We start from the raw sequence: 24,880 nt of genomic DNA on the forward strand, positions 1-24,880 counted from the left end.
GGTGTGCCCACGGTCGAGGTCGCGGACCTGAAGGACGACGACTTCCTGCTGGACGTCCGCGAGGACGACGAGTGGCGGGCGGGTCACGCCAAAGGGGCGCTGCACATCCCGATCAGCGAGTTCGTCGCCCGGTACGGGGAGCTGGCCGAGGCGGCGCCGGAGGGCGGCCGGGTCCATGTGATCTGCCGGTCCGGCGGGCGTTCGGCGCAGGTCACCATGTATCTGGCGCAGCAGGGCGTCGACGCGGTGAACGTCGACGGCGGCATGCAGGTGTGGGCCGCGTCGGGCCGTCCGGTGGTGACGGACTCGGGTGAGCCGGGACACGTGATCTGAGGACGCCCGCCGCCGGCGCCGGGGCTGCTTCCGGGGTGGTCGAGAGTGGCTTCCGGGGGCGTGCGGGCTGCTTCCGGGGTGGTCGGGGGCGGTTTCCGGGGCCGTGCCGGGTGGGTCCCAGGATGGGGTCCGGGCCGGCTCCGTGGCCGTAGGGCTGCGGGGTGCGCGTCCCGCTGAGTACCGTTCGCGTGCGTGTCCCGCCCAGGGGCGCGCGGTCACGGACACCGGTGTGCGGGAGCGGGGCGGGATGGACGCGATGGACGCGTACGACGCGGGGGCTGACGCCGGGCACGGGCCGGCCGGTGGCGGCGTCGCCCGTACCGACGTGGCTCGTACCGACGTGGCTCGTACCGACGTATCCCGTGCCGACGCGGCCCGTGCCGGGGTCGCCGCGCTCTCGCCGCGCTACCAGGTCGGCGCGGCCCTCGCCCTGGCGGTCGTCGCCGCCGTGGTCTCGGTCCACCTCGGCATGACGTTCCTGCACGTGGCCCCGTCCAACACGGTCACCAAGCGGCACGGCGAGGCGGTCGATGAGTGGATCTACCCGGAGTTCGAGCAGAACTGGAAGCTGTTCGCGCCCAACCCGCTCCAGCAGAACATCTCCGTCCAGGTCCGCGCCGGGCTGAGCAGGGCGGACGGCGAGGTCCGCACCACCGGCTGGTACGACCTGTCCGCGGCGGACGGCCGGGCCATCGACGGCAACCCGCTGCCCAGCCACACCCAGCAGAACGAGCTGCGCCGCGCCTGGGACCTCTACGTCACCACCCATGACTCCGACGACCGGCCGGTGGGACTGCGCGGGGCGCTGTCCGAGACGTATCTGCGGCGCATCGCCGTGCTGCGCCTGGACCGGGCGGGCGCGGCCCGGCCCGGCGAGGTCCTGGACACGGTCCAGTACCGCGCCCTGACCCGCGCGGTGCCGCCGCCGGACTGGAGCGGCGAGCAGGTCTCCGACCGGATCGAGCGGCGTGAGCTGCCCTGGTGGCCGGTGTCCGGCCGCGAGGCGGACGGGGGCGTGGAGTGAACCGCGTCGCCCTGTCGGTCTCCCGGGGCATCGCCCGGGTCACCGGGGCGGCCCTCGGTCCGTACCAGACGGCGGTGATCCGCATCGGGTTCGGCGCCACCTGGCTGCTGTTCCTGCTGCGGGAGATCCCGCACCGCCACGAGCTGTACGGGCCAAACGGTCCGTGGAGCTGGGACCTGGCCCGGCAACTGACCGCGGACAACGGCGCGTTCACGGTGCTGATGTGGTCCGACGGCCGGCTCTGGTTCGAGGCGGTCTACGCGTTGTCGGTGCTGGTGAGCGTCCTGCTGCTGCTGGGGTGGCGCACCCGGACCGTGTCGGTGCTGTTCATGGTCGGGGTGCTCTCGCTGCAGAACCGCAGCGTCTTCGTCGGTGACGGCGGTGACAACGTGCTGCACCTGATGAGCGTCTACCTCGTCTTCACGCGCTGCGGGCAGGTGTGGTCGCTGGACGCGCGGCGGGCGCGGCGGGCGGTGGAGGCGCGGGCGCGTGGCGAGCGGGGCGCGGACCGGACCGGGGTGGCGCTGTGGGGCGGGCTCGGGCTGGTGCTGGCCGTGGCGACCCTGGCGGGCCGGTTCGGCGGTCCCGGTGCCGAGTGGCCGGTGCCGGCGCTGCTGTGGGGAGTGTGGCTGGGCCAGGCGCTGTGGTGGGCCGTGGGGAGGTGGGCGACCGGCGGCGAGCCGCGCATCCTGCTCGACGTGGTCGCCGACGTCGTGCACAACGGCGCGCTCCTGGTGATCATGGCGGAGGCGTGCCTGATCTACGCGACCGCCGGCTGGTACAAGGTGCAGGGCTCGCGCTGGCAGGACGGCACCGCCGTCTACTACCCCCTGCAGCTGGAGTACTTCTCGCCCTGGCCGCAGCTCGCCGGGCCGCTGGCGGCCAGCGGCACCCTGGTGATGCTCATCACCTACGGGACGGTCGCGGTGCAGGTCGCGTTCCCGTTCACGCTGTTCAACCGGCGGGTCAAGAACGTCCTGCTGGCCGCCATGATGGCTGAGCACGCGGTGATCGCCGTGGTGCTCGGGCTGCCGTTCTTCTCCCTGGCGATGATCGTGACCGACGCGGTGTTCCTGCCGACGGCGTTCCTGCGGCGGCTGGGCGGGGCGGCGGCGCGGGTGCGGGAACGGGTGCGCGAGCGGGCACGGGTGCGGGCGCGGGGGCAGGGGCGGGGGCGGTTCGGGTGGCTGGGCCGGCACCAGGGCGGGACCGCGGTGGTGCCGGCCCAGCGTGCCCCGGAGGGCACCGGACCGACGCGGGTGGGCACGTAGGCTTCGGCGCATGCCCGACCCGACCGACCCGACCGATCCGACCGGCCCGACTGATTCGATCGGCCAGGCCGATCGAGCTGACTTGACCGATCCGGCCGATCCGGCCGATCCGGCCGATCCGGCCGATCCGGCCGATCCGGCCGCCCGGACCGACCCGGTCGCCGCTGTGCGTTCCTGGCGCCGTCTCGCCGACGGTGCTGTCCTGCTCGACGGCTTCCACGCCCTCAAGCACGCGCTGCGCTTCGGAGCGGACGTGCCGGTGGCGGTCACCGCCGACCGGGACGCGGCGCTCGCGCTCGCCGACGAACTGGCCCCGGACGTAAGGGAGCGGCTGGCCGGCCTGCTCGCCGAGGTCACGCCGGCGGCGTACGCCTCCCTCGTGCCGCGTCCGCACCCCACCGCCGTGGCCGCCCTGGCGGTACGACCCGCGCGGGAGGCGGCCCTGCGGCGGCTGGCGCACACCCCGCGCACCGCGCCCGTCGTGGTCCTCGACAACCCCCGCAACCTCGGCAACGCGGGGGCGGTGATCCGGCTGGCCGCCGGGTTCGGCGCGACCGGCGTGGTCACCACGGGCACCCTCGACCCCTGGCACCCCACCGTGGTGCGCGGTGGGGCGGGGCTGCACTTCGCGACCGCCGTGGAGGCGCTGGCCGTGCCCGACCTGCCGCCGGGCCCGGTGTTCGCCCTGGACCCGGAGGGCGAGGACATCCGGGGGCTGAGCCTCCCCGACGACGCGCTGCTCGCCTTTGGGTCCGAACGCAGCGGACTTTCCCCGGAGTTGCGCGCGCGGGCCGATCACCTGGTCGCGCTGCCGATGCGCCCCCAGGTCTCCAGCTACAACCTCGCGACCAGCGTGGCCATGACGCTGTACCACTGGAGCGCCGGGCGGATGTCCTAGCTAGGAGGGCCGGCGCACCTCGATGACCCGGAAGCGGTTCGCGACGAACGCGCCGTCCGTGAGGGCCGCGTTGGCCGCCGGGTTGCCGCCCGAGCCGTGGAAGTCGGAGAAGGCCGCCGTCTGGTTGACGTACACCCCGCCGGTCAGGTTGAGGGAGAGCTGAGCGGCCTCCTCCAGGCAGACCTCCTCGACGGCCCGTTCGACCTCGGGGTCGGTGGTGTACGCGCCGACCGTCATCGCGCCCTTCTCCCGGACGGCGCGGCGCAGCAGTGCCACCGCGTCGGCCGTGGAGTCGACGGCGACGGCGAAGGAGACGGGGCCGAAGCACTCGCTCAGGTAGGCGGCCTCGCCGTCCGTCTCCTCCCAGTGTTTCCGCGCGCCGTCCAGCTTGACGATCACCGGGGTGCGGACGACCGCGTCGGGGAAGTCGGGGTGGGGCACCGCGCGGGAGGCGAGGGCGACTTCACCGAGTCCGGCGGCGGCCTCCAGGCGGGCCTTGACGTCCGGGTTGACGATCGCGCCGAGCAGCGCGTTCGCCCGCGCGTCGTCGCCGAGGAGGCTCTCGACGGCACCGGCGAGGTCGGCGGTCACCTCGTCGTAGGACTTGGGGCCCTGGTCGGTGCGGATGCCGTCGCGGGGGATCAGCAGGTTCTGCGGGGTGGTGCACATCTGCCCGCTGTAGAGGCAGAGGGAGAAGGCGAGGTTGGCGAGCATGCCCCGGTAGTCGTCGGTGGACTCGACGACCACCGTGTTGACGCCGGCCTTCTCGGTGAAGACCTGGGCCTGGCGGGCGTGGGTCTCCAGCCAGTCGCCGAAGGCGGTGGAACCGGTGTAGTCGATGATCCGGATCTCGGGGCGGGTGGCGAGGGTCTTGGCCAGGCCCTCGCCGGGGGCCTCGGCGGCCAGTGCCACCAGGTTCGCGTCGAAGCCGGCCCCGGCGAGCACCTCGCGGGCGACGGCCACGGTCAGGGCGAGCGGCAGCACCGCGCGCGGGTGCGGCTTGACCAGGACCGCGTTGCCGGTGGCCAGGGAGGCGAACAGACCCGGATAGCCGTTCCACGTCGGGAAGGTGTTGCAGCCGACGACCAGGCCGATGCCGCGCGGGACCGGCGTGAAGCTCTTGGTGAGCGTCAGCGGGCCGCGCTTGCCCTGGGGCTTGGTCCACTCCGCGGCGGCGGGGACGCGGCTCTGCTCCGCGTAGGCGTACGCCACCGCCTCCAGGCCGCGGTCCTGCGCGTGCGGGCCGCCCGCCTGGAACGCCATCAGGTACGCCTGGCCGGAGGTGTGCATCACCGCGTGCGCGAACTCGTGCGACCGGTCGCTGATCCGCTTGAGGATCTCCAGGCAGACCAGGGCGCGCTGCTCGGCGCCCGCGTCCCGCCAGGCGGCCTGCCCGGCCCGCATGGCGGGCAGCAGCACGTCGGGGTCGGCGTGCGGGTAGGTGACGCCCAGCTCGATGCCGTACGGGGAGACCTCGCCGCCCACCCAGTCGTCGGTGCCGGGCTGGCCGAGGTCGAGGCGGGTGCCGAGCAGGGCGTCGAAGGCGGCCTTGCCCGCCGCCGGGTCCAGGCTGCCGTTCTCCCCGTACGCCTTGGGGTGCTCGGGGTGCGGGGACCAGTACGCGCGCGTGCGGATCGCTTCCAGGGCCTGGTCGAGGGTGGGCCGGTGCCTGGCGACCAGGGTCTGAGCGTCGAGTTCGGCGGGCATGCGGGACCAACTCCTCGTTCTGCGGGCTCCTCGTCGAGTCCGCGGCCTGGACGGGACCTGCCCGGAACCCGGGCGGGACCTGGGCAAGGTCTGGGCAGGACCCGGGCGGGGCCTGGCCAGGACCTGGGCGGGACCTGGGCGGCGACAGTCGGACAGAGCTAGAGTAACCGAACGATCGGTCGGGACAAGGGGGTCCGCCGCATCTGTGGAAAACCGCGTGCGGGAGGATCGCGCCCATGACAGCACTCGACCTCAACAGCCCCGTGGCCGTCGTCGGCGCCGGCACCATGGGCCAGGGCATCGCCCAGGTCGCACTGGTGGCGGGCCATCCCGTACGGCTGTACGACACCGTTCCCGGGCGGGCCCGGGAGGCGGCCGGCGCGATCGGTGCCCGGCTCGACCGGCTGGTGGAGAAAGGGCGGCTCCCGGCGGACGGGCGGGACGCGGCCCGCGACCGGCTGGAAGCCGTCGAGGAGCCGGCCGGGCTGGCCGGCTGCGCGCTGGTGGCGGAGGCGGTGGTGGAGCGGCTGGAGGTCAAGCGGGAGCTGCTGCGCGCCCTGGAGGACGTCGTCGGCGACGACTGTCTGCTCGCCACCAACACCTCCTCCCTGTCCGTCACCGCCATCGGCGGCGCCCTGCGGGTGCCGGGCCGTCTCGTCGGCCTGCACTTCTTCAACCCGGCGCCGCTGCTGCCGCTGGTGGAGGTGGTCTCCGGGGCCGCCACCGACGCGTCGTCCGCCACGCGCGCGTACGACACCGCCCGCGCCTGGGGCAAGACGCCGGTCGCCTGCGCCGACACCCCGGGCTTCCTCGTCAACCGCGTCGCCCGGCCCTTCTACGCCGAGGCGTTCGCCGTGTACGAGGCGCGGGGCGCCGACCCGGCCACCATCGACGCCGTGCTGCGCGAGTCCGGCGGCTTCAGGATGGGCGCCTTCGAACTGACCGACCTGATCGGGCAGGACGTCAACGAGTCCGTCACGCACTCCGTGTGGCGGTCCTTCTTCCAGGACGCGCGCTTCGCCCCGTCGCTCGCCCAGCGCCGCCTGGTCGAGTCCGGCCGCCTGGGCCGCAAGAGCGGACAGGGCTGGTACGACTACCGGGACGGCGCCGGGCGCCCCGCGCCGCACACCGCGGAACCGGCCGGGCGGCCCCCGTACGTCGTCGTGCACGGCGACCTGGGACCCGCCGCCGAGCTGGTCGCGATGGTCCGCGAGGCGGGCTTCGAGGTGCGGGAGGGCGGGGAGCCGGGCGACCCGCGGTTCGTCCTGCCCGGCGGCGGTGACCTGTACCTCGCCGACGGGCGGACCTGCGCGGAGTCCGGCGACGCCGTCCGCTTCGACCTCGCCCTCGACTACCGCCGGGCCACCCGGGTCGCCCTCTCCGCCGGCCCGGGCACCCGGCCCGGCACCCTCCGGGAGGCCACCGGCCTTTTCCAGGCCCTCGGCAAGGAGGTCAGCGTCATCGGGGACGTCCCCGGCATGATCGTCGCGCGTACCGTGGCGCGGATCATCGACCTCGCCCACGAGGCGGTCGCGAAGGGCGTGGCCACCGCGGAGGACGTCGACACGGCCATGCGGCTGGGCGTCAACTACCCCGCCGGGCCCTTCGAGTGGGAGCGCTCGCTCGGCCCGCGCTGGGCGCACGGCCTGCTCAGCGCCCTGCACCTGCGCGACCCCTCCGGCCGCTGCGCGCCGTCCCTGGCGCTCCACCTGCACGCCCACGCCTGCGACCAGCGGGAGGACCGACCCTCATGACCACCGCCAAGCGCGACACGTACACCCCGGAGAGCCTGCTCTCCGTCGCGGTGCGGGTCTTCAACGACCGCGGTTACGACGGCACCTCCATGGAGCACCTGTCCAAGGCGGCCGGCATCTCCAAGTCGTCGATCTACCACCACGTCTCCGGCAAGGAGGAACTGCTGCGCCGTGCGGTCAGCCGGGCCCTGGACGGCCTCTTCGGCATCCTCGACGAGGAGCACGCGCGCGTGGGGCCCGCCGCCGGGCGGCTGGAGCACGTCGTACGGCGCATGGTCGAGGTGCTCATAGCCGAGCTGCCCTACGTGACGCTGCTGCTGCGGGTGCGCGGCAACACCGCCACCGAGCGGTGGGCGCTGGAACGGCGCCGTGACTTCGACCACCGGGTGGCCGAACTGCTGAAGGCGGCGGCGGCCGAGGGGGACGTGCGCGACGACGTGGACGGGCGGCTGGCGACCCGGCTGGTCTTCGGGATGATCAACTCGATCGTCGAGTGGTACCGGCCCGACGGGCGGGGCGCGGGCGAGCGGGAGATCGTCGACGCGGTGGCGCGGCTGGTGTTCGGGGGGCTGCGGGAGGTGCGGTGACCCTCGGGTCACGGGCGGGGCTCCAGGTCCTGTTCCTCGAAGACCAGCAGGGTGCGGGTGCTGAGCACCTGGGGGATCGCCTGGATACGGGTCAGGACCAGCTCGCGCAGGGCGCGGTTGTCGGGCGTGTGCACCAGCAGCAGGACGTCGAAGTCGCCGCCCACCAGGGCGATGTGGGCGGCCCCGGGCAGCTCCTCCAGCTGCTCGCGCACCGTGCGCCAGGAGTTCTGGACGATCTTGAGGGTGATGTACGCCGATGTGCCCTGTCCCGCGCGCTCGTGGTCGACGCGGGCGCCGAAGCCGCGGATGACGCCGTCCTCGACGAGCCGGTTGATCCGGGCGTAGGCGTTGGCCCGGGAGACGTGGACCCGTTCGGCGACCGACCGGATCGAGGCGCGGCCGTCGGCCTGGAGGATGCGCAGGATGTCCTGGTCGATGGCGTCCAGGGGGCGCGGGGGCGGCGGGGGAGGCGAGAGCGGGGCGGTGTCCGTGGCGGTGGTGGTGGCGGTGGTGATGGCGGGGGCAGTGGTGGGCGCGGTGGTGGGGGTGTTCCGGGCGGGGACCGCCGGGGCGGGGGTGGCTGTGACGGGGGTGTTCGGAACGAAGGTGTTCGGGGCGGGGGTGCCCGGGGTGGGGGTCTCCCCTGGACGCTCGGCCATTTGTTCAGCTGCCATCTGCCCCCGCCTCTCCACCATGGACGTACTGCGTCCATCTCAGGCTGTGCAGAACCGTTTGTCCACAGCCTGGGGGCCGCTGTAGCCAGAATGTGCCGGCAACCGAACAATCGGTAGGTGAGACCCGTCACACCCGTGGCGGTGCCGCGAACCACTCCCACGAGGAGGTGCCGTCATGACGGTCACGCAGCAGCGCGACGCGTACCGGCCCGCTCCGCCGCCCGCCTGGCAGCCCCGTACGGACCCCGCGCCGCTGCTGCCCGACACCGAGCCGTACCGCGTCCTGGGCACCGGGGCGGCCGGCCGGACCGACCCCGGGCTGCTGCGGACCCTGCACACCTGGCTGGTGGCCGGCCGGCGGTACAACGCGCAGGCCACGGCCCTCACCAAGCAGGGCCGGCTCGCTGTCTACCCCTCCAGCACCGGGCAGGAGGCCTGCGAGGTCGCCGCCGCGCTGGTGCTCCAGGACCGCGACTGGCTCTTCCCCAGCTACCGCGACACGCTCGCCGTCATCGCCCGCGGCGTCGATCCGGTCCAGGCGCTCACCCTGCTGCGCGGCGACTGGCACACCGGCTACGACCCCTACGAGCACCGGGTCGCCCCCCTCTGCACGCCGCTCGCCACCCAGCTGCCGCACGCCGTCGGCCTCGCGCACGCCGCCCGCCTCAAGGGCGACGACGTGGTCGCGCTGGCCATGGTCGGCGACGGCGGCACCAGCGAGGGCGACTTCCACGAGGCGCTGAACTTCGCCGCCGTCCAGCGCGCGCCGGTCGTCTTCCTCGTCCAGAACAACGGCTTCGCGATCTCCGTCCCGCTCGCCAAGCAGACCGCGGCCCCGTCGCTGGCCCACAAGGCCGTCGGCTACGGCATGCCCGGCCGCCTGGTCGACGGCAACGACGCCGTCGCCGTGCACGAGGTACTCTCCGAGGCCGTACGGCACGCGCGCGAGGGCGGCGGCCCGGTCCTGGTGGAGGCGATCACGTACCGCCTGGAGGCCCACACCAACGCCGACGACGCGACCCGCTACCGCGGCGACGCCGAGGTCGCCGCCTGGCGCGGGCACGACCCGGTCGACCTCCTGGAGCGCGAACTGACCCGGCGCGGACTGCTCGACGAGGACACCGCACGGGCCGCTCGCGAGGACGCCGAGGCGCTCGCCGCCGGCCTGCGCGACCGGATGCACCAGGACCCGCGGCTGGACCCCATGGACCTGTTCGACCACGTCTACGCCGAACCGACCCCGCAACTGCGCGAGCAGCGGGAGCTGCTGCGAGCGGAGCTGGACGCCGAGGCGCAGGCGGGTGCCGCGGTCGGGGCCGGGCCGGAAGGGGCGGCGCGATGACCACCACCGTCGCCGCCCGGCCGGCCACCATGGCCCAGGCCCTCACCCGCGCGCTGCGCGACGCCATGGCCGCCGATCCGGCCGTCCACGTCCTGGGCGAGGACGTCGGCACGCTCGGCGGTGTCTTCCGGGTCACCGACGGACTCGCGAAGGAGTTCGGCGAGGACCGCTGCACGGACACGCCGCTCGCCGAGGCCGGCATCCTCGGCACGGCCGTCGGCATGGCGATGTACGGGCTGCGCCCGGTGGTGGAGATGCAGTTCGACGCCTTCGCCTACCCGGCGTTCGAACAGCTCGTCTCCCACGTCTCGCGGATGCGCAACCGCACGCGCGGGGCGATGCCCCTCCCGCTGACCGTCCGCATCCCCTACGGCGGCGGCATCGGCGGCGTCGAGCACCACAGCGACTCCTCCGAGGCGTACTACCTGGCCACCCCCGGCCTGCACGTCGTCACGCCCGCGACCGTCGCCGACGCCTACGGGCTGCTGCGCGCGGCCGTGGCCTCCGACGACCCGGTGGTCTTCCTGGAACCCAAGCGGCTGTACTGGGCCAAGGACGCCTGGAACCCCGAGGAGCCGGCACCCGTTGAACCGATAGGCCGCGCGGTGGTGCGGCGCTCGGGGCGGAGCGCCACACTCATCACGTACGGACCGTCCCTGCCCGTCTGCCTGGAGGCGGCGGAGGCGGCCCGGGCCGAGGGCTGGGACCTCGAAGTCGTCGACCTGCGCTCGCTGGTGCCGTTCGACGACGAGACGGTGTGCGCCTCGGTGCGGCGGACGGGACGCGCGGTCGTCGTCCACGAGTCGGGCTCCTTCGGCGGTCCGGGCGGGGAGATCGCGGCCCGGATCACCGAGCGCTGCTTCCACCACCTGGAAGCGCCGGTGCTGCGGGTGGCCGGGTTCGACATCCCGTATCCGCCGCCGATGCTGGAGCGCCACCACCTGCCCGGTGTGGACCGTGTCCTGGACGCGGTGGGGCGTCTGCAATGGGAGGCCGAGAGCTGATGGCAGCACAGGAGAGGGAGTTCAGGCTCCCCGACCTCGGTGAGGGGCTCACCGGGGCGCAGATCGTGCGCTGGATGGTCGAGGTCGGTGACGTCGTCGCCGTCGACCAGCCGGTCGTCGAGGTCGAGACGGCCAAGGCGATGGTGGAGGTGCCCTGTCCCTACGCCGGGGTCGTCACCGAGCGCTTCGGCGACGAGGGCGCGGAGGTGCCGGTCGGGGCGCCGCTGCTGACGGTGACCGGCGGTGACCGTTCTGGCGGTGACGGTGACGGTGACGGTGTCGGTGGTGTCGGTGGTGTCGGTGGTCGCGGTGCCGGTGGTGCCGGTGACGGCAATGGTGACGGTGACGGCGCCGCCGAGGGTGAGGGCGACGGTGACGGCGCGCATGCGGGTGCGCGGGTCGGGGTCGGGGCCGGTGCGGATGCGGAAGGTGCCGCCGGGGGTGCCGGGGGCCGGGACGAGGGCTCGGGCCAGGTGCTCGTGGGGTACGGGACCGCGCGGGCTCCCGCGCGGCGGCGCCGGGTGCGGACCGGGGAGCCGGTGCCCCCGGGCATACCCCCGGACCGGGTGAACGGCCGGGCGGTGGACGCCGAGCGGGCCGAGGGACCGGTGCCCGTCATCTCCCCGCTGGTGCGCCGACTGGCCCGGCAGAACGGCCTGGACCTGCGCGAGCTGCCCGGTTCCGGACCGGACGGGCTGATCCTGCGCGCCGACGTGGAGTACGCGCTGCGCGCCGCCGCCGCGCAGGGCCGTACGGCGGCGGCGCGCGGTGAGCCCGACGCACGCGCGGCACAGGCGCCCGCCCGGCAGGAGACCGCCCCCGCGGCCGGACACCGCGTCCCGCTCAAGGGCGTCCGGGGTGCCGCCGCCGACAAGCTCACCCGCAGCCGGCGCGAGATACCGGACGCGACCGTCTGGGTGGACGCCGACGCCACCGAGCTGACCCGGGCGCGCGCCGCGATGAACGCGGCCCGGGAACCGAAGATCTCCCTGCTCGCCCTGCTGGCCCGGATCTGCACCGCCGCCCTCGCCCGCTTCCCCGAGCTGAACGCCACCGTCGACGCCCGGGCCCGGGAGATCGTCCGGCTCGACCGCGTCCACCTCGGCTTCGCCGCGCAGACCGACCGGGGCCTGGTGGTGCCGGTGGTCCGCGACGCGCACACGCGGGACACCGAGTCCCTCACCGTCGAGCTGGCCCGGCTGACCGGGGCCGCCCGCGCCGGCACCCTGGCCCCCGCCGATGTCACCGGCTCCACCTTCACGCTGAACAACTACGGCGTGTACGGCGTCGACGGCTCCACACCGATCCTCAACCATCCCGAGGCAGCCATGCTCGGTGTCGGCCGGATCGCGGCCAAACCCTGGGTGCACGAAGGGGAACTGGCGGTGCGGCAGGTCGTCCAGCTGTCGCTCACCTTCGACCACCGGGTGTGCGACGGCGGCACGGCGGGCGGGTTCCTGCGGTACGTCGCGGACTGCGTGGAACAGCCGGCGGTCCTGCTGCGCGCGCTCTGACCGCATCGCGGCTGTCCCGGCTGTCCCGGCTGTCCCGGCTGTTCCGGCCGACCCGGTGGTTCCGGTGGTTCCGGTCGGGGGGTCCCCCGCGTTCCCTGGGATCCCCCCGGCACGCATACTCGGGGGGTGAGCGCGTACGAGTCCTCCGGCCGCCCCGGCGGTGTCCCCGGGGCGGGGGCCGCCCCCGTCGTCCACGACGCCGTCGTGCTGGCCGGTGGTGCCGCCCGGCGGCTCGGCGGCGCGGACAAGCCCGGCGTCCGGATCGGCGGGCGCGCGCTGCTCGACCGGGTGCTGACCGCCTGTGCCAAAGCCTCGGCCACCGTGGTCGTCGCCGGTCCGCGGCCGACCGTACGGCCCGTCGTCTGGGCCCGTGAGGATCCGCCCGGCGGAGGACCGGTCGCCGCACTCGCGGCGGGACTGGACCACACGACGGCGGAGTACGTCGTCGTGCTCTCGGCCGACCTGCCGTTCCTTCACGAGGCGACCGTGGAACGCCTGGTGGCGGCTCTCGCCACGGGTTCCGCCACCGTCGAGGGCGCGCTGCTCACCGACGCCGACGGGCGCGACCAGCCCCTCGTCGCCGCGTACCGGGCGTCCGCGCTCCGCCGCGAACTCGCCGCACTGGCCACCGCGCACGCAGGGCTCACCGGGCTGCCCCTGCGTCGGCTGACCGGGGGGCTGCGGCTCGTTCGCGTCCCCGATCCCGTCGCGTCCTTCGACTGCGACACCTGGGACGACATCGCCACCGCTAGGGCACGCATCAGGGAGCATGGGCACGTGTTGGATGAATGGATTTCCGCCGCCAAGGACGAACTGGGCATCGATCTCGACGTCGACACCGCCGTCCTGCTCGACCTGGCCCGCGACGCCGCCCACGGCGTGGCCAGGCCCGCCGCCCCGCTGACCACCTTCCTCGTCGGCTACGCGGCCGCACGGGCGGGCGGTGGACCGGAAGCCGTCGCCGAGGCCGCCCGCAAGGCCGTGGCGCTCGCCCTGCGCTGGGAGGAGGAAGGCGCCTCCGGGACGACGGCCGCGCCCCCGGGCGCGGGCACTGGTGCGGCCGACGCCGCCCCCGGCGGCCGTCCGGACGCCGGATGACCGCCCGCTCCGGCGGGACGGGGCTGGACGCCGAGGACCTCGACGTCGAGGAGGCACTCGCCCTCGTGAGCGACAACCGCGGTCCCGTCTCCGACGATCACGATCGCGGCTGCGAACCCGCACGCGGGCCTCAGCGGCAGGACCGCCGGGCCGGTGAGCGGGATGACGCGCGGGCTGAGGAGCGGGTCGACCACTGGGACGACGACCAGGCCGGCCATGGTGGTGACGACCGGACCGGCCACGTTAGCGACGACCAGGCCGGCCACAGTGGTGACAACCGTGGTGACGACCGAGGCGACGACCGTGGTGACGACCGAGGTGGCCACGGTGGCGGCCACGGTGGTGGCCATCGCGGCGACAACCGCGCCGACCACGTGGCCGGCACCCGCCGGACCCCCCGCCGAGACGATCCCCGCCCGGCCCCCCACCGGGATGACCTCCGCCGAAATGACCCTCCTCCGGCCCCCCGCCGGAACGGCTCACGCCACCACGCCACCCCTTGGCCCGACGCGCGGACGACCGCCGGGCGGGCCGGCCGGACCGGGGTCCGCGCTGCCGGCCGGTCGCCGGTCTCCGTCCCCGTCGACGCGGCCCTCGGACTCACCCTGGCCGCGCCCCTCGCGGCCCTCACCGATCTGCCCTCCTTCGACACCTCGGCGATGGACGGCTGGGCGGTCGCGGGCCCCGGGCCCTGGGCCGTGCGCGAGGAGGGCGTTCTCGCGGGCCACGCCGCGCATCCGCCGCTCGCCGACGGCGAGGCCGTACGGATCGCGACCGGTGCCCGTGTCCCGGCAGGCACCACGGCCGTACTCCGCAGCGAGCACGGCCGGACCGGCACCCGGAACCGGCTGCACGCCACCCGCGCGGTCGTACACGGCCAGGACATCCGTCCACGCGGCCAGGAGTGCGGCCGCGGTGATCAGCTCCTGCCGGCCGGCGCCCTGGTCACCCCGGCGGTGCTGGGACTGGCCGCGGCGGCCGGGTACGACGCGCTCACCGTGGTGCCCCGCCCCCGCGCCGAGGTACTGGTCCTGGGCGACGAACTGCTCACCGAGGGGCTGCCGCACGAGGGCCTCATCCGTGACGCGCTCGGCCCGATGCTCCCCTCCTGGCTGCGGGCGCTGGGCGCCGAGGTGATCGCGGTGCGCCGGCTCGGCGACGACGCCGAAGCCCTGCGCCGGGCGGTCACCGCGTCCGGCGCCGACCTCGTCGTGACGACCGGCGGGACCGCCGGGGGTCCGGTCGACCACGTCCACCCCACGCTGCGCCGCGTCGGCGCCGACCTCCTGGTGGACGGCGTCCAGGTGCGGCCCGGTCACCCCATGCTGCTGGCGCGGACCGGGGAGGACCAGCACCTCGTGGGGCTGCCCGGCAACCCCCTGGCCGCCGTCTCCGGGCTGCTCACGCTCGTCCAGCCCCTGCTGCGAGCCCTGGCGGCCCGTCCGGCCCCGGAGCCGTCCTCCCTGCCGCTGCGCGGCGAGGCGCACGGCCACCCGCACGACACCCGGCTCGTCCCCGTGGCCCTGCGGGGCGACGGCGCCGTGCCGCTGCACTACAACGGACCGGCCATGCTGCGGGGGATCGCGGCCGCCGACGCCCTGGCGGTCGTACCGCCGGGTGGGGTACGGCCGGGTCAGGAGGCCGAGATGCTCGGCCTGCCCTGGGCCACCGGCGGAATCGGAGTGTGTTTCACGTGAAACTTCCCGGCCAGGACGCGATCGCGCGCCAGGCGGACGAACATCTCGTGACCCATAAGGTGAGGCTCCCGAGGAAGCTGGTGGAGCACCCGTTCCGCCAGGTCGGGAAGCGGCTCTCCTGGGCTCTGGTCGTCCTGGTGGCGACCGCGTTCATCGTGTGGGCCGACAGCGACGGCTACAACGACAACTCCGACGGTTCCGTCGATCTCCTCGACGCGTTCTACTACGCGACCGTCACCCTCTCCACCACCGGGTACGGCGACATCACACCGGTCAGTGACGCCGCCCGGCTGACCAACATCTTCGTCATCACGCCCCTGCGCGTGCTGTTCCTGATCATCCTGGTCGGCACCACGCTGGAAGCCCTCACCGAACGCACCCGGGAGGAATGGCGACTGAACCGCTGGAGGTCCACCTTGCGCGATCACACCGTCGTCGTCGGCTTCGGCACGAAGGGCAGGTCGGCGGCCCGGACCGTCTGCGCGACGGGGCTGCGGAAGGAGCAGGTGGTGGTGGTCGATCCGAGCGGCAAGGCGATCGAGGCCGCCACCGCCGACGGCTTCGCCGGGGTGATAGGCGATGCCACCCGCAGCGAGGTGCTCAAGCGGGCCGAGGTGCACAAGGCGCGGCAGATCATCATCGCGACCCAGCGCGACGACACGGCGGTGCTGGTCGCGCTGACGGCCCGGCAGCTCAACAAGGGCGCCAAGATCGTGGCCGCGGTCCGCGAGGAGGAGAACGCGCCGCTGCTGAAGCAGTCCGGTGCCGACGCCGTGATCACCAGCGCCAGCGCCGCGGGCCGGCTGCTCGGGCTCTCCGTGCTCAGCCCCGCCGCCGGCATGGTGATGGAGGACCTCATCAGCCAGGGCAGCGGACTCGACATAGTCGAACGTCCCGTCATAAAGGCCGAGGTGGGCCGGGGGCCGAGGGAAGTCGAGGACCTGGTGGTGAGCGTCCTGCGCGGACACCGGGTGCTCGGTTACGACGACCCCGCCGTCGGCGGGCTGGAACTGACGGACCGGTTGATCACGATCGTCCGGGCGACGCCCGGCACACAGGTCGCGCCGGACGCCCGTCCCCTGCCCAGGGACTGACCGGCCGGGCGGGTCACTTGCGGTTGTAGAGCCGCATCGTGATCGGGCCGAAGACCAGCAGGAGCAGTGCCGACCAGCCCAGTGACCAGGCGATCTCGTCGGCCGGCCAGTCGCCCGCCAGCAGGCCGCGCACCGCGGAGGCCACGTGGGTGATCGGGCTGTTGTTGACGAACGCCTGCAACCAGCCGGGCATGGTCGACGGGGCGACGAAGACGTTGGAGAGGAAGGTGAGCGGGAAGATCACCATCATGCTGACGCTCATCACCGCCTTCTCGGTGCGCAGCATCAGACCGAACATCGTCCAGATCCACGAGAAGGCGAACGAGAACACCAGCAGCAGGGCGATCCCGGTGACCACGCCGTCGACCCCGCCGCCGGGCCGGTAACCGAGGACCAGCCCGACGACGAGCATCACCACGGAGGCGATGGTGTAGCGCAGGGCGTCTCCGAGCAGGTAGCCGACCATCGCGGCCGGCCGCCAGACCGGCAGCGAGCGGAAGCGGTCGAAGACGCCCTTCTCGATGTCGGTGTTCACCGACACCCCGGTGTACATGGTGATCATGACCACCGACATCACCAGGATGCCGGGCAGCACGAACTGGATGTAGTCGCCCGGTGAACCGGCCAGCGCGCCGCCGAAGAGGTACGTGAACATCAGCAGGTTCATGATCGGGAACGCGGTGACGTCGAAGAGCTGCTCCGGCACGTGCTTGATCTTGAGCATCGCGCGCCAGCCGAACGTCAGCGACGCCGACAGGGAACTGGGCCGCGGGGGCCGTTCCCCGGCGACCAGCAGGGTGGCCAGGGACTCGGCGCTGACCGGTGCCGGCTCCTTGCTCCCGGCGCTCGTGACCGTACTCATGCCGCCACCTCGCCCTTCGTGCCCTTCGTGCCGTCCGTGCTGTCCGTGCTGTCCGTGCCTCCGCCGGTGTCCGGGACCGTGTCCTGTCCGGTGCCGTGGCCGGTCAGGGCCAGGAAGACCTCGTCGAGGCTGGGCTGCCCCAGGGAGAAGTCGTCGACGGTGACGCCGGCCCGGGTCAGCGCGGTGAGCGCGCGGGCGGCCTGGTCGGCGGCGGTGTCCCCGGCCGCCGCGCTCAGCCGGGCGGTCAGCGCCACCGGATCGCCCTCCAGCCGTACTTCGGCGGCCGGCAGGTCGCGCAGGATCCGCTCGGCGTCGGACCGCCGCCCCGCGTCGCGCAGCCGCAGATGGACGGAACCGGCGCCGACGGACGCCTTCAGCTCCCCCTTGGTCCCCTCGGCGATCACCTTGCCCCTGTCGATGACGGCGATCCGGGCGGCCAGCTGGTCGGCCTCGTCCAAGTACTGGGTGGTCAGCATCACGGTGGTGCCCTGGGCGACGACCGCGCGCACGATGTCCCACACCTGGTTGCGGCTGCGCGGGTCCAGGCCGGTGGTCGGCTCGTCCAGGAAGAGGAGGTCGGGAGTGTTGAGGATGGACGCGGCGATGTCGATGCGGCGCCGCATGCCGCCGGAGTAGTGCTTGACCCGCCGGGAGGCCGCGTCCGTCAGTCCGAAGGCTTCGAGCAGTTCCCCGGAGCGCCGTCGGGCGGCCGTCCTGCCGTGGCCGAGGAGCCGGCCGAGCAGGACCAGGTTCTCGGTGCCGGTGAGGTCCTCGTCCACGGACGCGTACTGTCCGGTGAGGCTCACCCGGCCGCGTACCTCGTCCGCCTCGCGGACCACGTCGTGGCCGAAGACCTGGGCGCGGCCGCCGTCCGGCCGCAGCAGCGTCGCGAGGATCCTCACCGCGGTGGTCTTGCCGGCCCCGTTCGGACCGAGGACGCCGTAGACCGTGCCGGCCGGCACCCGCAGGTCCACCCCGTCGACGGCACGGGTCTCGCCGAACGTCTTCACCAGGCCCTCGGTTTCGATCGCGAGGCCGGACGGCTGCGTGCTCATGCTGAGAGTCCTTCCGCGTTCTTGGCCCACGCATGGGGAGACCTTCACCGTCCCGCGGACTCATCGCTCGCGCACGGGGTTTTCCAAGAGGGGTGGCCGACCGGCCGGGGGCCGTGTCCGTACGGGCGGGAGGAGGAAGCCGGCGGGAGGGGAAAGCCGGTGGGAGGAGGAAGCCGGCGGGAAGGGAAAGCCGGCGGGAGGCGGGAGGCGGGAGGTGGGCGGCCGGGTCGGGAGGGTCCGGCGGGGCGCCCGGGGGTAGCGTCCCCTTCATGCATGCGATCACGATCCCCGAACCCGGAGGCCCCGAGGCGCTGGTCTGGGCCGAGGTCCCCGACCCCGTGCCCGGTGAGGGCGAGGTCCTCGTCGAGGTGACGGCCAGCGCCGTCAACCGGGCCGACATCATGCAGCGGCAGGGTTTCTACCCGCCCCCGCCCGGCGCGTCCCCCTACCCCGGCCTGGAGTGCTCCGGACGCGTCGCCGCCCTCGGCACCGGCGTCTTCGGCTGGTCCGTGGGCGACGAGGTGTGCGCGCTGCTGGCGGGCGGCGGCTACGCCCAGAAGGTCGTCGTCCCGGCCGGGCAGCTGCTGCCGGTGCCCGAGGGCGTCGGCCTGAAGCACGCCGCCGCGCTGCCCGAGGTGGTCTGCACCGTCTGGTCGAACGTCTTCATGATCGCCCACCTCCGTCCCGGTGAGACCTTCCTCGTGCACGGCGGCTCCAGCGGCATCGGCACCATGGCGATCCAGCTCGCCAAGGCGGTCGGCGCCAAGGTCGCCGTGACGGCGGGCACCGGCGAGAAGCTGGAGCGCTGCGCCGAGCTGGGCGCCGACATCCTCATCAACTACCGGGAGCAGGACTTCGTCACCGAGGTCAAGCGGGCCACGGACGGCGCCGGTGCCGACGTCATCCTCGACAACATGGGCGCCAAGTACCTGGACCGCAACGTGCGGGCGCTCAACTTCAACGGCCGGCTGGCGATCATCGGCATGCAGGGCGGCCGGAAGGCCGAGCTGGACATCGGCGCGCTCCTCGCCAAACGCGCCGCCGTGACCGCCGCGGGGCTGCGCGCCCGCCCCCAGGAGGAGAAGGCGGCCGTCGTGGCGGCCGTGCGCGAGCACGTCTGGCCGCTCCTCGCCGAGGGCCGCGTGCGCCCGATCGTCGACCGGGAGATGCCGATGAGCGACGCGTCCGCCGCCCACCGGGTCGTCGAGGAGAGCGGCCACATCGGCAAGGTGCTGCTGGTCGCGCCGTAACGGCCGCGGTACGGGTGTCGCGCTCGCCCCGCTCATGTCCGGCGCAGCCGGAGACCGACGAAGGCGAGGACCAGGCCGAGTCCGACCAGGACCAGCCCGCTGCCCAGCGGCAGGATCCGCGGGGCGGGCCCGGACTCGTCCTCGGTGTGCGCGACGGGCCGGGGGACGGGACGGCGTGCCGGAGTCTCGGAAGGCGCCAGTCCGGCCTCCCCCGGTCCTGCCGAGGCGTCGCCTGGGCCGACCGGTCCGGCGCTGTCGCCCCTTCCCTTCTCCCCGGGCCCGGCGTCCGCGTCCCTCGTCTCCTCCGCCTCCGCCTCCGCGTCCCCCTGCCGGCCCGGCCGCTGCCGCCCCTCGCCGGCCCTGCTCCCGGCGCGGGAGGGTTCGGCGCGGGCCTCGGGAGAGGCTTTCGCGGACCGTGAGGGGGCCGGAGGCGAGGGCCGGGCGGAACGCGTGGCCGGCGGGGTGGACGCCACCGCGTGCGGCGGCGCGGGTCCCGGGCCGTGCGCCGCGCCGGTCGCGCTCGCCGCGCAGGGGGACACGACCGCGCTCAGTGCCAGGGACCCGGCCAGTGCCGTGACCCGCAGTGCGTGCAGACGTGGAGTCACACCGGTGACCCCCTCCCGGTAGCCGTCGTACTCGTCGTACTCGTCGTACTCGTCGTGGTGGTCAGGGCTGTCGTGGCCGTCGTGGCCGTCGTGGCCGTCGCCCTGTCGTACCTGTCGTCCCTGTCGTCAAGATCGACGGAACAAGCGTCACACCCGCCGACCATTCCGGCATTCCGGGTGGAGCCGAACGCGGGAGACCCGGTTCGGGCAGGGGCACCCCGGTGACGCGGTGCGGGCGTGCGAGAGAATGACGGCATGGAGATGCCGAGGAACGACAGGTCGTCGGAGAACCCCCAGATCCTGGTCGTCGGCCGGGACGGCATGGCGCTCAACGGCGGCGGTGACGGAGACGAGGACGCCCGGGAGACCCCGGTGACGGACCAGGTCGAGCAGCCCGCGAAGGTCATGCGCATCGGCAGCATGATCAAGCAGCTTCTGGAGGAGGTGCGCGCCGCTCCCCTGGACGACGCCAGCCGGGCCCGGCTCAAGGAGATCCACTCCAGCTCGGTGAAGGAGCTGGAGGACGGTCTCGCGCCGGAGCTGGTGGAGGAACTGGAGCGGCTGTCCCTGCCCTTCACGGAGGAGGCGACCCCCAGCGACGCGGAACTGCGGATCGCCCAGGCGCAGTTGGTGGGCTGGCTGGAGGGGCTGTTCCACGGGATCCAGACCACCCTGTTCGCCCAGCAGATGGCCGCCCGTGCCCAGTTGGAGCAGATGCGCCGCGCCCTCCCGCCCGGCATCGGCGACGCCGAGGAAGGCCCCCACCCGGGCGGTCGCTCGGGCGGGCCGTACCTCTAGACCCCGCCGCCCCGCCCCCTGGACCACCGACCCCGTGAGGCCCGGCAGCGAGGACTGCCGGGTCTTCGGCGTTCCCGGAGCGGCTCTCCCGGTTCCTCTCGGGCTGTTCCGGGCCGTTCCGGGCTTCCGGGGCCTGTTCCGGTCCTCTGAGGCCCTCGCATTCGTTCCGGGGCGCTCGGACCCGTTCCGGGTTCTCGGTCTCCCCGGGCTCTGCGGTACCGGGCTCTGCGGTACCGGGGTCCCACGGCCCCCGGGTCGTGCGGTCCGGCGTGCGGTGTACGTTCCGGCGCACGGCGAGCCGCCGGTGACCACGCCCACCGGCGTGACCCGGACCGTGGCGAAGGTCACTTACGGCGATGTGACTCCGCCAGAACCCGCGGCGGGGAAAACTTGATCCAATCCGCGGTTCCGCCCAGTCTGCCGAAGGGCCTCGACACGTCAAGCGCGGTGCCCGATCCGTGACCGTACGCGAAGGAAGCGTCATGGATGCGTTACGGCGCGGGTGCGGACGGTACACAGAATTTGCACGACCGTACGGAAACACGGTTTCATGACCGGTCCGTCACGTGCCGGGCCCGGCGCCCATTGCGGACCGGAGGCTTGCGCGGAGGCTGTAGCGTGGCCGACGGAGACCGTGACACAACACCGCGCGTACCGCGGGCAGAAACGACGGCGAGGACTGATGGCACAGCAGCAGCGCGCTCAGGGCCCGTCCGAACCCGAGGCGACTGGCGGCGGTATGTCGGACGCGCCGGAGACCTGGGGCAACGGCGGGTTGGTCGGCGACGGCCGGTACCGGCTGACCCGCAGACTCGGGCGGGGCGGCATGGCCGAGGTGTTCGCCGCGGAGGACGTCCGCCTGGGACGCACCGTGGCGGTCAAGCTGCTCCGTGCCGACCTCGCCGAGGACCCGGTCTCCAAGGCCCGCTTCACGCGCGAGGCGCAGTCCGTGGCCGGGCTCAACCACCACGCGATCGTCGCCGTGTACGACTCCGGCGAGGACTTCGTCGGCGGCCAGTCCGTGCCGTACATCGTCATGGAGATCGTCGAGGGCCGCACCATCCGCGACCTCCTCCTCAACGCCGAGGCGCCCGGCCCCGAGCAGGCGCTGATCATCGTCTCCGGCGTCCTGGAGGCGCTGGCCTACTCGCACCAGCACGGCATCGTGCACCGCGACATCAAGCCGGCCAACGTCATCATCACCAACAGCGGCGCCGTGAAGGTGATGGACTTCGGCATCGCCCGCGCCCTGCACGGGGCGTCGACGACGATGACGCAGACCGGCATGGTCATGGGCACCCCGCAGTACCTCTCCCCGGAGCAGGCCCTCGGCAAGGCCGTCGACCACCGCTCCGACCTGTACGCCACCGGCTGCCTGCTCTACGAACTCCTCGCGCTGCGCCCGCCGTTCACCGGCGAAACCCCGCTGTCGGTGGTCTACCAGCACGTCCAGGACATCCCGACGCCCCCGTCCGAGGTCTCCGACGCGGTCCCGCCGGAGCTGGACGGGCTCGTCATGCGCTCGCTGGCCAAGGAGCCCGACGACCGCTTCCAGACCGCCGAGGAGATGCGCGGACTGGTCCAGTACGCGCTGCAGATGCTGTACGACCAGGGCGGCCACACCGGCACCTGGAACACCGGCCCGGTCACCCACGACGGGCGGCAGACGCCCACGGCCGGGTTGGGGATGGCCGGCACGACCGCGCTGCCGCACCCCGACCACTCGGGCACCGCGCAGATCCCCCAGCCGATCCTGCCGGGCGGCTACGGCGGCGGCGACGACGGCGGCTTCGAGGGGCACGGGAACCGGGGCAGCGGCCGGGGCAAGCTGTGGATCCTGGCCGTGCTCGCGGTGATCGCCATCGCGGGCGGCGTCGCGCTGGCGATGAACCAGGGCGGGGACGAGAGCGGCGGCAAGACCGACACCTCCACGTCGCCGAGCGCCACGCAGAGCACCGGCGAGGAGAAGACCTCGGAGTCGCCGACCGACGAGGCCACCGACGAGACGGACACCGGCACCGGCAGCGGCAGCGGCAGCGGGGGCAGTTGGTCGACGCCGTCGTACCAGCAGTCGTGGACGCCGTCCGCGACGCAGTCCCAGGAGACCAGCGTGGAGCCGACGGGCGAGGAGACCGGGGGCGTCCAGCCCACGGACACCGCGACCGACGACACCGGCGGCGACGGCGGGGAGACCGGGGGCACCCAGCCCACGGCCACCGCGACCGACGACGGCGGCAGCGGCGACGGCGGCGAGGAAGACGACGGCCTGGGCGGTCTGGGCGGCTGAGCCACCCGGCACCGGCGGGGACCTCGCGCCCGCCGGCACCGGCCGGGAACCCCGCGCCGGCACCGACAGGTTCCCGGCCCGGCGGTACCGGTCGGGAACCCCGCGCCCGCCGATACCGGTCGGGAACCCCGCGCCGGCACCGACCGGGAACCCCGCGCCCGCCGGCACCGCTCCCCGGGATCAGTCGGCGAACGCCTCGCACACCGCGTCGTACTCCCGGGTCCACCACACCGCGAGGGCCGACGCCGCGGGGAACTGCGGGTCGGCCCGCCGGTCGCCGCGCTCGTAGTGCCAGCGCAGCATCCAGAAGTCGTTGAGCCGCTCCCACCACACCCGGTGCACGGCGGCCACGAGCTGGGAGGGCGTGGCGCCCGCGGTGCGCCGGTACGCGCGCGCGTACGCGCGTACCCTCGGCAGGTCGAGCGGGCCGGCGGGGCGGACGAAGAAGATCGCGGCGGCGCGTACGGCCTCTTCCGCGCGCGGGCGCACGCCGAGCCGGTCCCAGTCCACGATCGCGGCCGGCGCCTCCCCCCGGTAGAGCAGGTTGAACGGGTGGAAGTCGCCGTGCACCCAGCCCACCGCGCCACCGCGCGGCGGACGCCGGCCGGCGTGCCGTTCGAGGAGTGCGCGGCGCTCCAGCAGCCGGTGCCGGGCGAGTGCGTCGAAGGAGTCGGCGGGCCGGTGCCGGCGCACCTGGGCGAGCAGGTCGTCGATGAGGGCGAAGGTGTCGGCGGGGTCGGCGCTCGCGGCCGGGTCGGGCACGCCGTCGGCTCCGGCCCGGACCGCCGCGCGCGGTTCGGCCCCCGGCATCACCTGTTCCAGACCGGCGTGCACGGCACCGAGCAGCGCGCCGAGCCGTTCGCACTGGGCCTCGGTGAGCTGTCCGCCGTGCCGGTGCCGGCCCTCGATCCACGGGTGCAGGGCGTAGCAGTGGCCGCCGACCACGACCACCGTGCGCCCGTCGCGGCCGGACAGGGCGGGGGCGACCGGGACGCCCAGGCCGGCCAGGCGCCGGGTGGCCCGGTGCTGGCGGTCGATGGCGGCCGGCGTGGCGGTCTCGGGGTCGAAGTGGTGCTTGAGGAAGAAGCGGCCGCGGGTGGTGCACAGGCGCCAGCCACGGTTGAGCAGACCCTGGTCGACGGGTTCGCAGGAGAGCGCGGAACCGGCGCGGTACTGGGGGAGGAGGGCGCCCAAGGGGGGCGCGTGAGGCACAGTGGTGGGTACACATAAGCGCGGCACGCCGCTGATGCTAGGGCACGGGGATCCGTTGTGAGCTGGGCTTTCTCACACACAGTCATCGGTGGTCGCTTTCGGTCGCCATCCCGTCAGGGGGTGCATCGGAGCGCGCCCGCTGTGTCCCGAAGTGGTGTTCCGTGACCTCTGCCCCCGCCTCCGCCTCGGTCCCCGCTCCCGCCTCCGCCCGCCTCCGCCCCGTCTCCGCCCCGTCTCCGCCCCGCCTCCGCCCCGCCTCGGCTCCCGCCTCCGCCTCCGCCCCGCCTCGGCTCCCGCCTCCGCCTCCGCCCCGCCTCGGCTCCCGCCTCCGCCTCCGCCCCGCCTCGGCTCCCGCTCCCGCCTCCGCCTCCGCCCCGCCCGCTCTCGCGCGGGCGCCACAGCCGTACGCACCGGAGTGCCACAGCCGTACGCGCCGAGGCGCCCCGGTCGTACGCGCCGGAGCGTCCCGGCCGTACGCCCCAGGACGTCACGGCCCGGTGGCCGGCCGAGGGCGCGGCGCGGACCGCAGGGGAGGAAGCGCCCCGATTCGCCCGTCTCCGGGGACGGAACCGGGGTCCCGCGCGGGCCCTTCCCGCGCCCGGGGCGGCCGGGATAACGTGCCGTTGTCCCGGCCTCCTGCGGCGCTGTGACCAGTGCCTGTTCCCGACTTTGCCGATTTACTAGGAAACCCAAATAAAAATGCAGGTCAGGAGGGGTTTCACAGATATGTGGCGCACTGGGTAACGTGCTATTTGCAGGACGCTCGCCGGGGCACCTGTCACGCCCGTAGCCGACTTTGGCGCACCCACCCCGT

21 protein-coding genes are annotated in these 24,880 nt (G+C 74.1%); 15 read left to right on the forward strand and 6 right to left on the reverse strand.

The features are described from left to right. Positions 1-3 precede the first annotated feature (3 nt). From ACY1JF_RS10000 to ACY1JF_RS10015, 4 genes are all read left to right on the forward strand, one after another. Complete coding sequence (locus tag ACY1JF_RS10000; RefSeq protein ID WP_462704694.1) at positions 4-333, forward strand: rhodanese-like domain-containing protein; 330 nt, start codon at positions 4-6, stop codon at positions 331-333. A gap of 256 nt (positions 334-589) precedes the next feature. Then, positions 590-1,357 carry a DUF5819 family protein gene (locus ACY1JF_RS10005; protein WP_462704695.1) on the forward strand — a complete coding sequence of 256 codons (768 nt, stop codon included), beginning with the start codon at positions 590-592 and terminating at the stop codon, positions 1,355-1,357. After that, positions 1,354-2,628 carry an HTTM domain-containing protein gene (locus ACY1JF_RS10010; RefSeq protein WP_462704650.1) on the forward strand — a complete coding sequence of 425 codons (1,275 nt, stop codon included), beginning with the start codon at positions 1,354-1,356 and terminating at the stop codon, positions 2,626-2,628. Before ACY1JF_RS10005 ends, ACY1JF_RS10010 begins: the two co-directional genes overlap by 4 nt. An 82-nt stretch (positions 2,629-2,710) precedes the next feature. After that, entirely contained in the window at positions 2,711-3,526 is an 816-nt protein-coding gene (locus ACY1JF_RS10015) for a TrmH family RNA methyltransferase (protein ID WP_462704696.1), read from the forward strand. Here the strand turns inward: ACY1JF_RS10015 and paaN are convergent, their stop codons facing one another. After that, positions 3,527-5,233: a phenylacetic acid degradation protein PaaN gene (gene paaN / locus ACY1JF_RS10020; protein WP_462704651.1), complete on the reverse strand. Its 1,707-nt coding sequence runs from the start codon at positions 5,231-5,233 to the stop codon at positions 3,527-3,529. Positions 5,234-5,469: 236 nt separating this feature from the next. Between paaN and ACY1JF_RS10025 the strand changes: the two genes are divergently transcribed. Together ACY1JF_RS10025 and ACY1JF_RS10030 are read left to right on the forward strand one after the other, a co-directional pair. Then, entirely contained in the window at positions 5,470-6,987 is a 1,518-nt protein-coding gene (locus ACY1JF_RS10025) for a 3-hydroxyacyl-CoA dehydrogenase (protein ID WP_462704652.1), read from the forward strand. Beyond that, a complete protein-coding gene (locus ACY1JF_RS10030; protein WP_462704653.1) occupies positions 6,984-7,574 on the forward strand; it encodes a TetR/AcrR family transcriptional regulator in 591 nt (196 codons plus the stop codon). Before ACY1JF_RS10025 ends, ACY1JF_RS10030 begins: the two co-directional genes overlap by 4 nt. Positions 7,575-7,582: 8 nt before the next feature. Here ACY1JF_RS10030 and ACY1JF_RS10035 read toward each other — a convergent pair whose 3' ends face one another. Further along, positions 7,583-8,089, reverse strand: a complete 507-nt coding sequence (locus ACY1JF_RS10035; protein ID WP_462704697.1) for an Lrp/AsnC family transcriptional regulator — start codon at positions 8,087-8,089, stop codon at positions 7,583-7,585. A 334-nt stretch (positions 8,090-8,423) separates the two neighbouring features. Between ACY1JF_RS10035 and pdhA the strand changes: the two genes are divergently transcribed. From pdhA to ACY1JF_RS10065, 6 genes are all read left to right on the forward strand, one after another. Continuing rightward, positions 8,424-9,590, forward strand: a complete 1,167-nt coding sequence (gene pdhA / locus ACY1JF_RS10040) for a pyruvate dehydrogenase (acetyl-transferring) E1 component subunit alpha (protein WP_462704654.1) — start codon at positions 8,424-8,426, stop codon at positions 9,588-9,590. Next, positions 9,587-10,594 carry an alpha-ketoacid dehydrogenase subunit beta gene (locus ACY1JF_RS10045; protein ID WP_462704655.1) on the forward strand — a complete coding sequence of 336 codons (1,008 nt, stop codon included), beginning with the start codon at positions 9,587-9,589 and terminating at the stop codon, positions 10,592-10,594. Before pdhA ends, ACY1JF_RS10045 begins: the two co-directional genes overlap by 4 nt. Beyond that, positions 10,594-12,108 (forward strand): dihydrolipoamide acetyltransferase family protein, encoded by a 1,515-nt coding sequence (locus tag ACY1JF_RS10050; protein ID WP_462704656.1) that lies wholly within the window; start codon positions 10,594-10,596, stop codon positions 12,106-12,108. The genes ACY1JF_RS10045 and ACY1JF_RS10050 overlap by 1 nt, the downstream gene beginning before the upstream one ends. Positions 12,109-12,234: 126 nt before the next feature. Beyond that, positions 12,235-13,206 carry an NTP transferase domain-containing protein gene (locus tag ACY1JF_RS10055; RefSeq protein ID WP_462704657.1) on the forward strand — a complete coding sequence of 324 codons (972 nt, stop codon included), beginning with the start codon at positions 12,235-12,237 and terminating at the stop codon, positions 13,204-13,206. Next, positions 13,203-14,903, forward strand: a complete 1,701-nt coding sequence (locus ACY1JF_RS10060; RefSeq protein ID WP_462704658.1) for a molybdopterin molybdotransferase MoeA — start codon at positions 13,203-13,205, stop codon at positions 14,901-14,903. Before ACY1JF_RS10055 ends, ACY1JF_RS10060 begins: the two co-directional genes overlap by 4 nt. Beyond that, positions 14,900-15,997: a potassium channel family protein gene (locus ACY1JF_RS10065; protein ID WP_462704659.1), complete on the forward strand. Its 1,098-nt coding sequence runs from the start codon at positions 14,900-14,902 to the stop codon at positions 15,995-15,997. Before ACY1JF_RS10060 ends, ACY1JF_RS10065 begins: the two co-directional genes overlap by 4 nt. A gap of 13 nt (positions 15,998-16,010) precedes the next feature. Here the strand turns inward: ACY1JF_RS10065 and ACY1JF_RS10070 are convergent, their stop codons facing one another. Both ACY1JF_RS10070 and ACY1JF_RS10075 read right to left on the reverse strand, forming a co-directional pair. Next, the gene (locus ACY1JF_RS10070; protein ID WP_462704660.1) at positions 16,011-16,859 is read right to left on the reverse strand and encodes an ABC transporter permease; all 849 of its coding nucleotides are present in this window, start codon (positions 16,857-16,859) and stop codon (positions 16,011-16,013) included. Beyond that, positions 16,856-17,914 carry an ATP-binding cassette domain-containing protein gene (locus ACY1JF_RS10075; protein ID WP_462704661.1) on the reverse strand — a complete coding sequence of 353 codons (1,059 nt, stop codon included), beginning with the start codon at positions 17,912-17,914 and terminating at the stop codon, positions 16,856-16,858. Before ACY1JF_RS10075 ends, ACY1JF_RS10070 begins: the two co-directional genes overlap by 4 nt. Positions 17,915-18,183: 269 nt before the next feature. Here ACY1JF_RS10075 and ACY1JF_RS10080 point away from each other — a divergent pair, with 269 nt between their 5' ends. Continuing rightward, positions 18,184-19,164: an NAD(P)H-quinone oxidoreductase gene (locus ACY1JF_RS10080; protein WP_462704662.1), complete on the forward strand. Its 981-nt coding sequence runs from the start codon at positions 18,184-18,186 to the stop codon at positions 19,162-19,164. 32 nt (positions 19,165-19,196) lie between these two features. On the opposite strand, the gene ACY1JF_RS10085 is transcribed toward ACY1JF_RS10080, so the two are convergent. Then, on the reverse strand, positions 19,197-19,769 hold the full coding sequence (locus ACY1JF_RS10085; protein WP_462704663.1) for a hypothetical protein: 573 nt from the start codon (positions 19,767-19,769) through the stop codon (positions 19,197-19,199). 255 nt (positions 19,770-20,024) lie between these two features. Here ACY1JF_RS10085 and ACY1JF_RS10090 point away from each other — a divergent pair, with 255 nt between their 5' ends. Further along, positions 20,025-20,567 (forward strand): bacterial proteasome activator family protein, encoded by a 543-nt coding sequence (locus ACY1JF_RS10090; protein ID WP_462704664.1) that lies wholly within the window; start codon positions 20,025-20,027, stop codon positions 20,565-20,567. A 682-nt stretch (positions 20,568-21,249) separates the two neighbouring features. Next, positions 21,250-22,854, forward strand: coding sequence for a protein kinase domain-containing protein (locus ACY1JF_RS10095; protein ID WP_462704665.1), 1,605 nt, complete (start codon positions 21,250-21,252; stop codon positions 22,852-22,854). A 180-nt stretch (positions 22,855-23,034) separates the two neighbouring features. On the opposite strand, the gene ACY1JF_RS10100 is transcribed toward ACY1JF_RS10095, so the two are convergent. Next, positions 23,035-24,066: a phosphotransferase gene (locus tag ACY1JF_RS10100; RefSeq protein ID WP_462704666.1), complete on the reverse strand. Its 1,032-nt coding sequence runs from the start codon at positions 24,064-24,066 to the stop codon at positions 23,035-23,037. Positions 24,067-24,880 lie beyond the last annotated feature (814 nt).

This window comes from Streptomyces sp. SYSU D01066-1 (assembly GCF_054956795.1).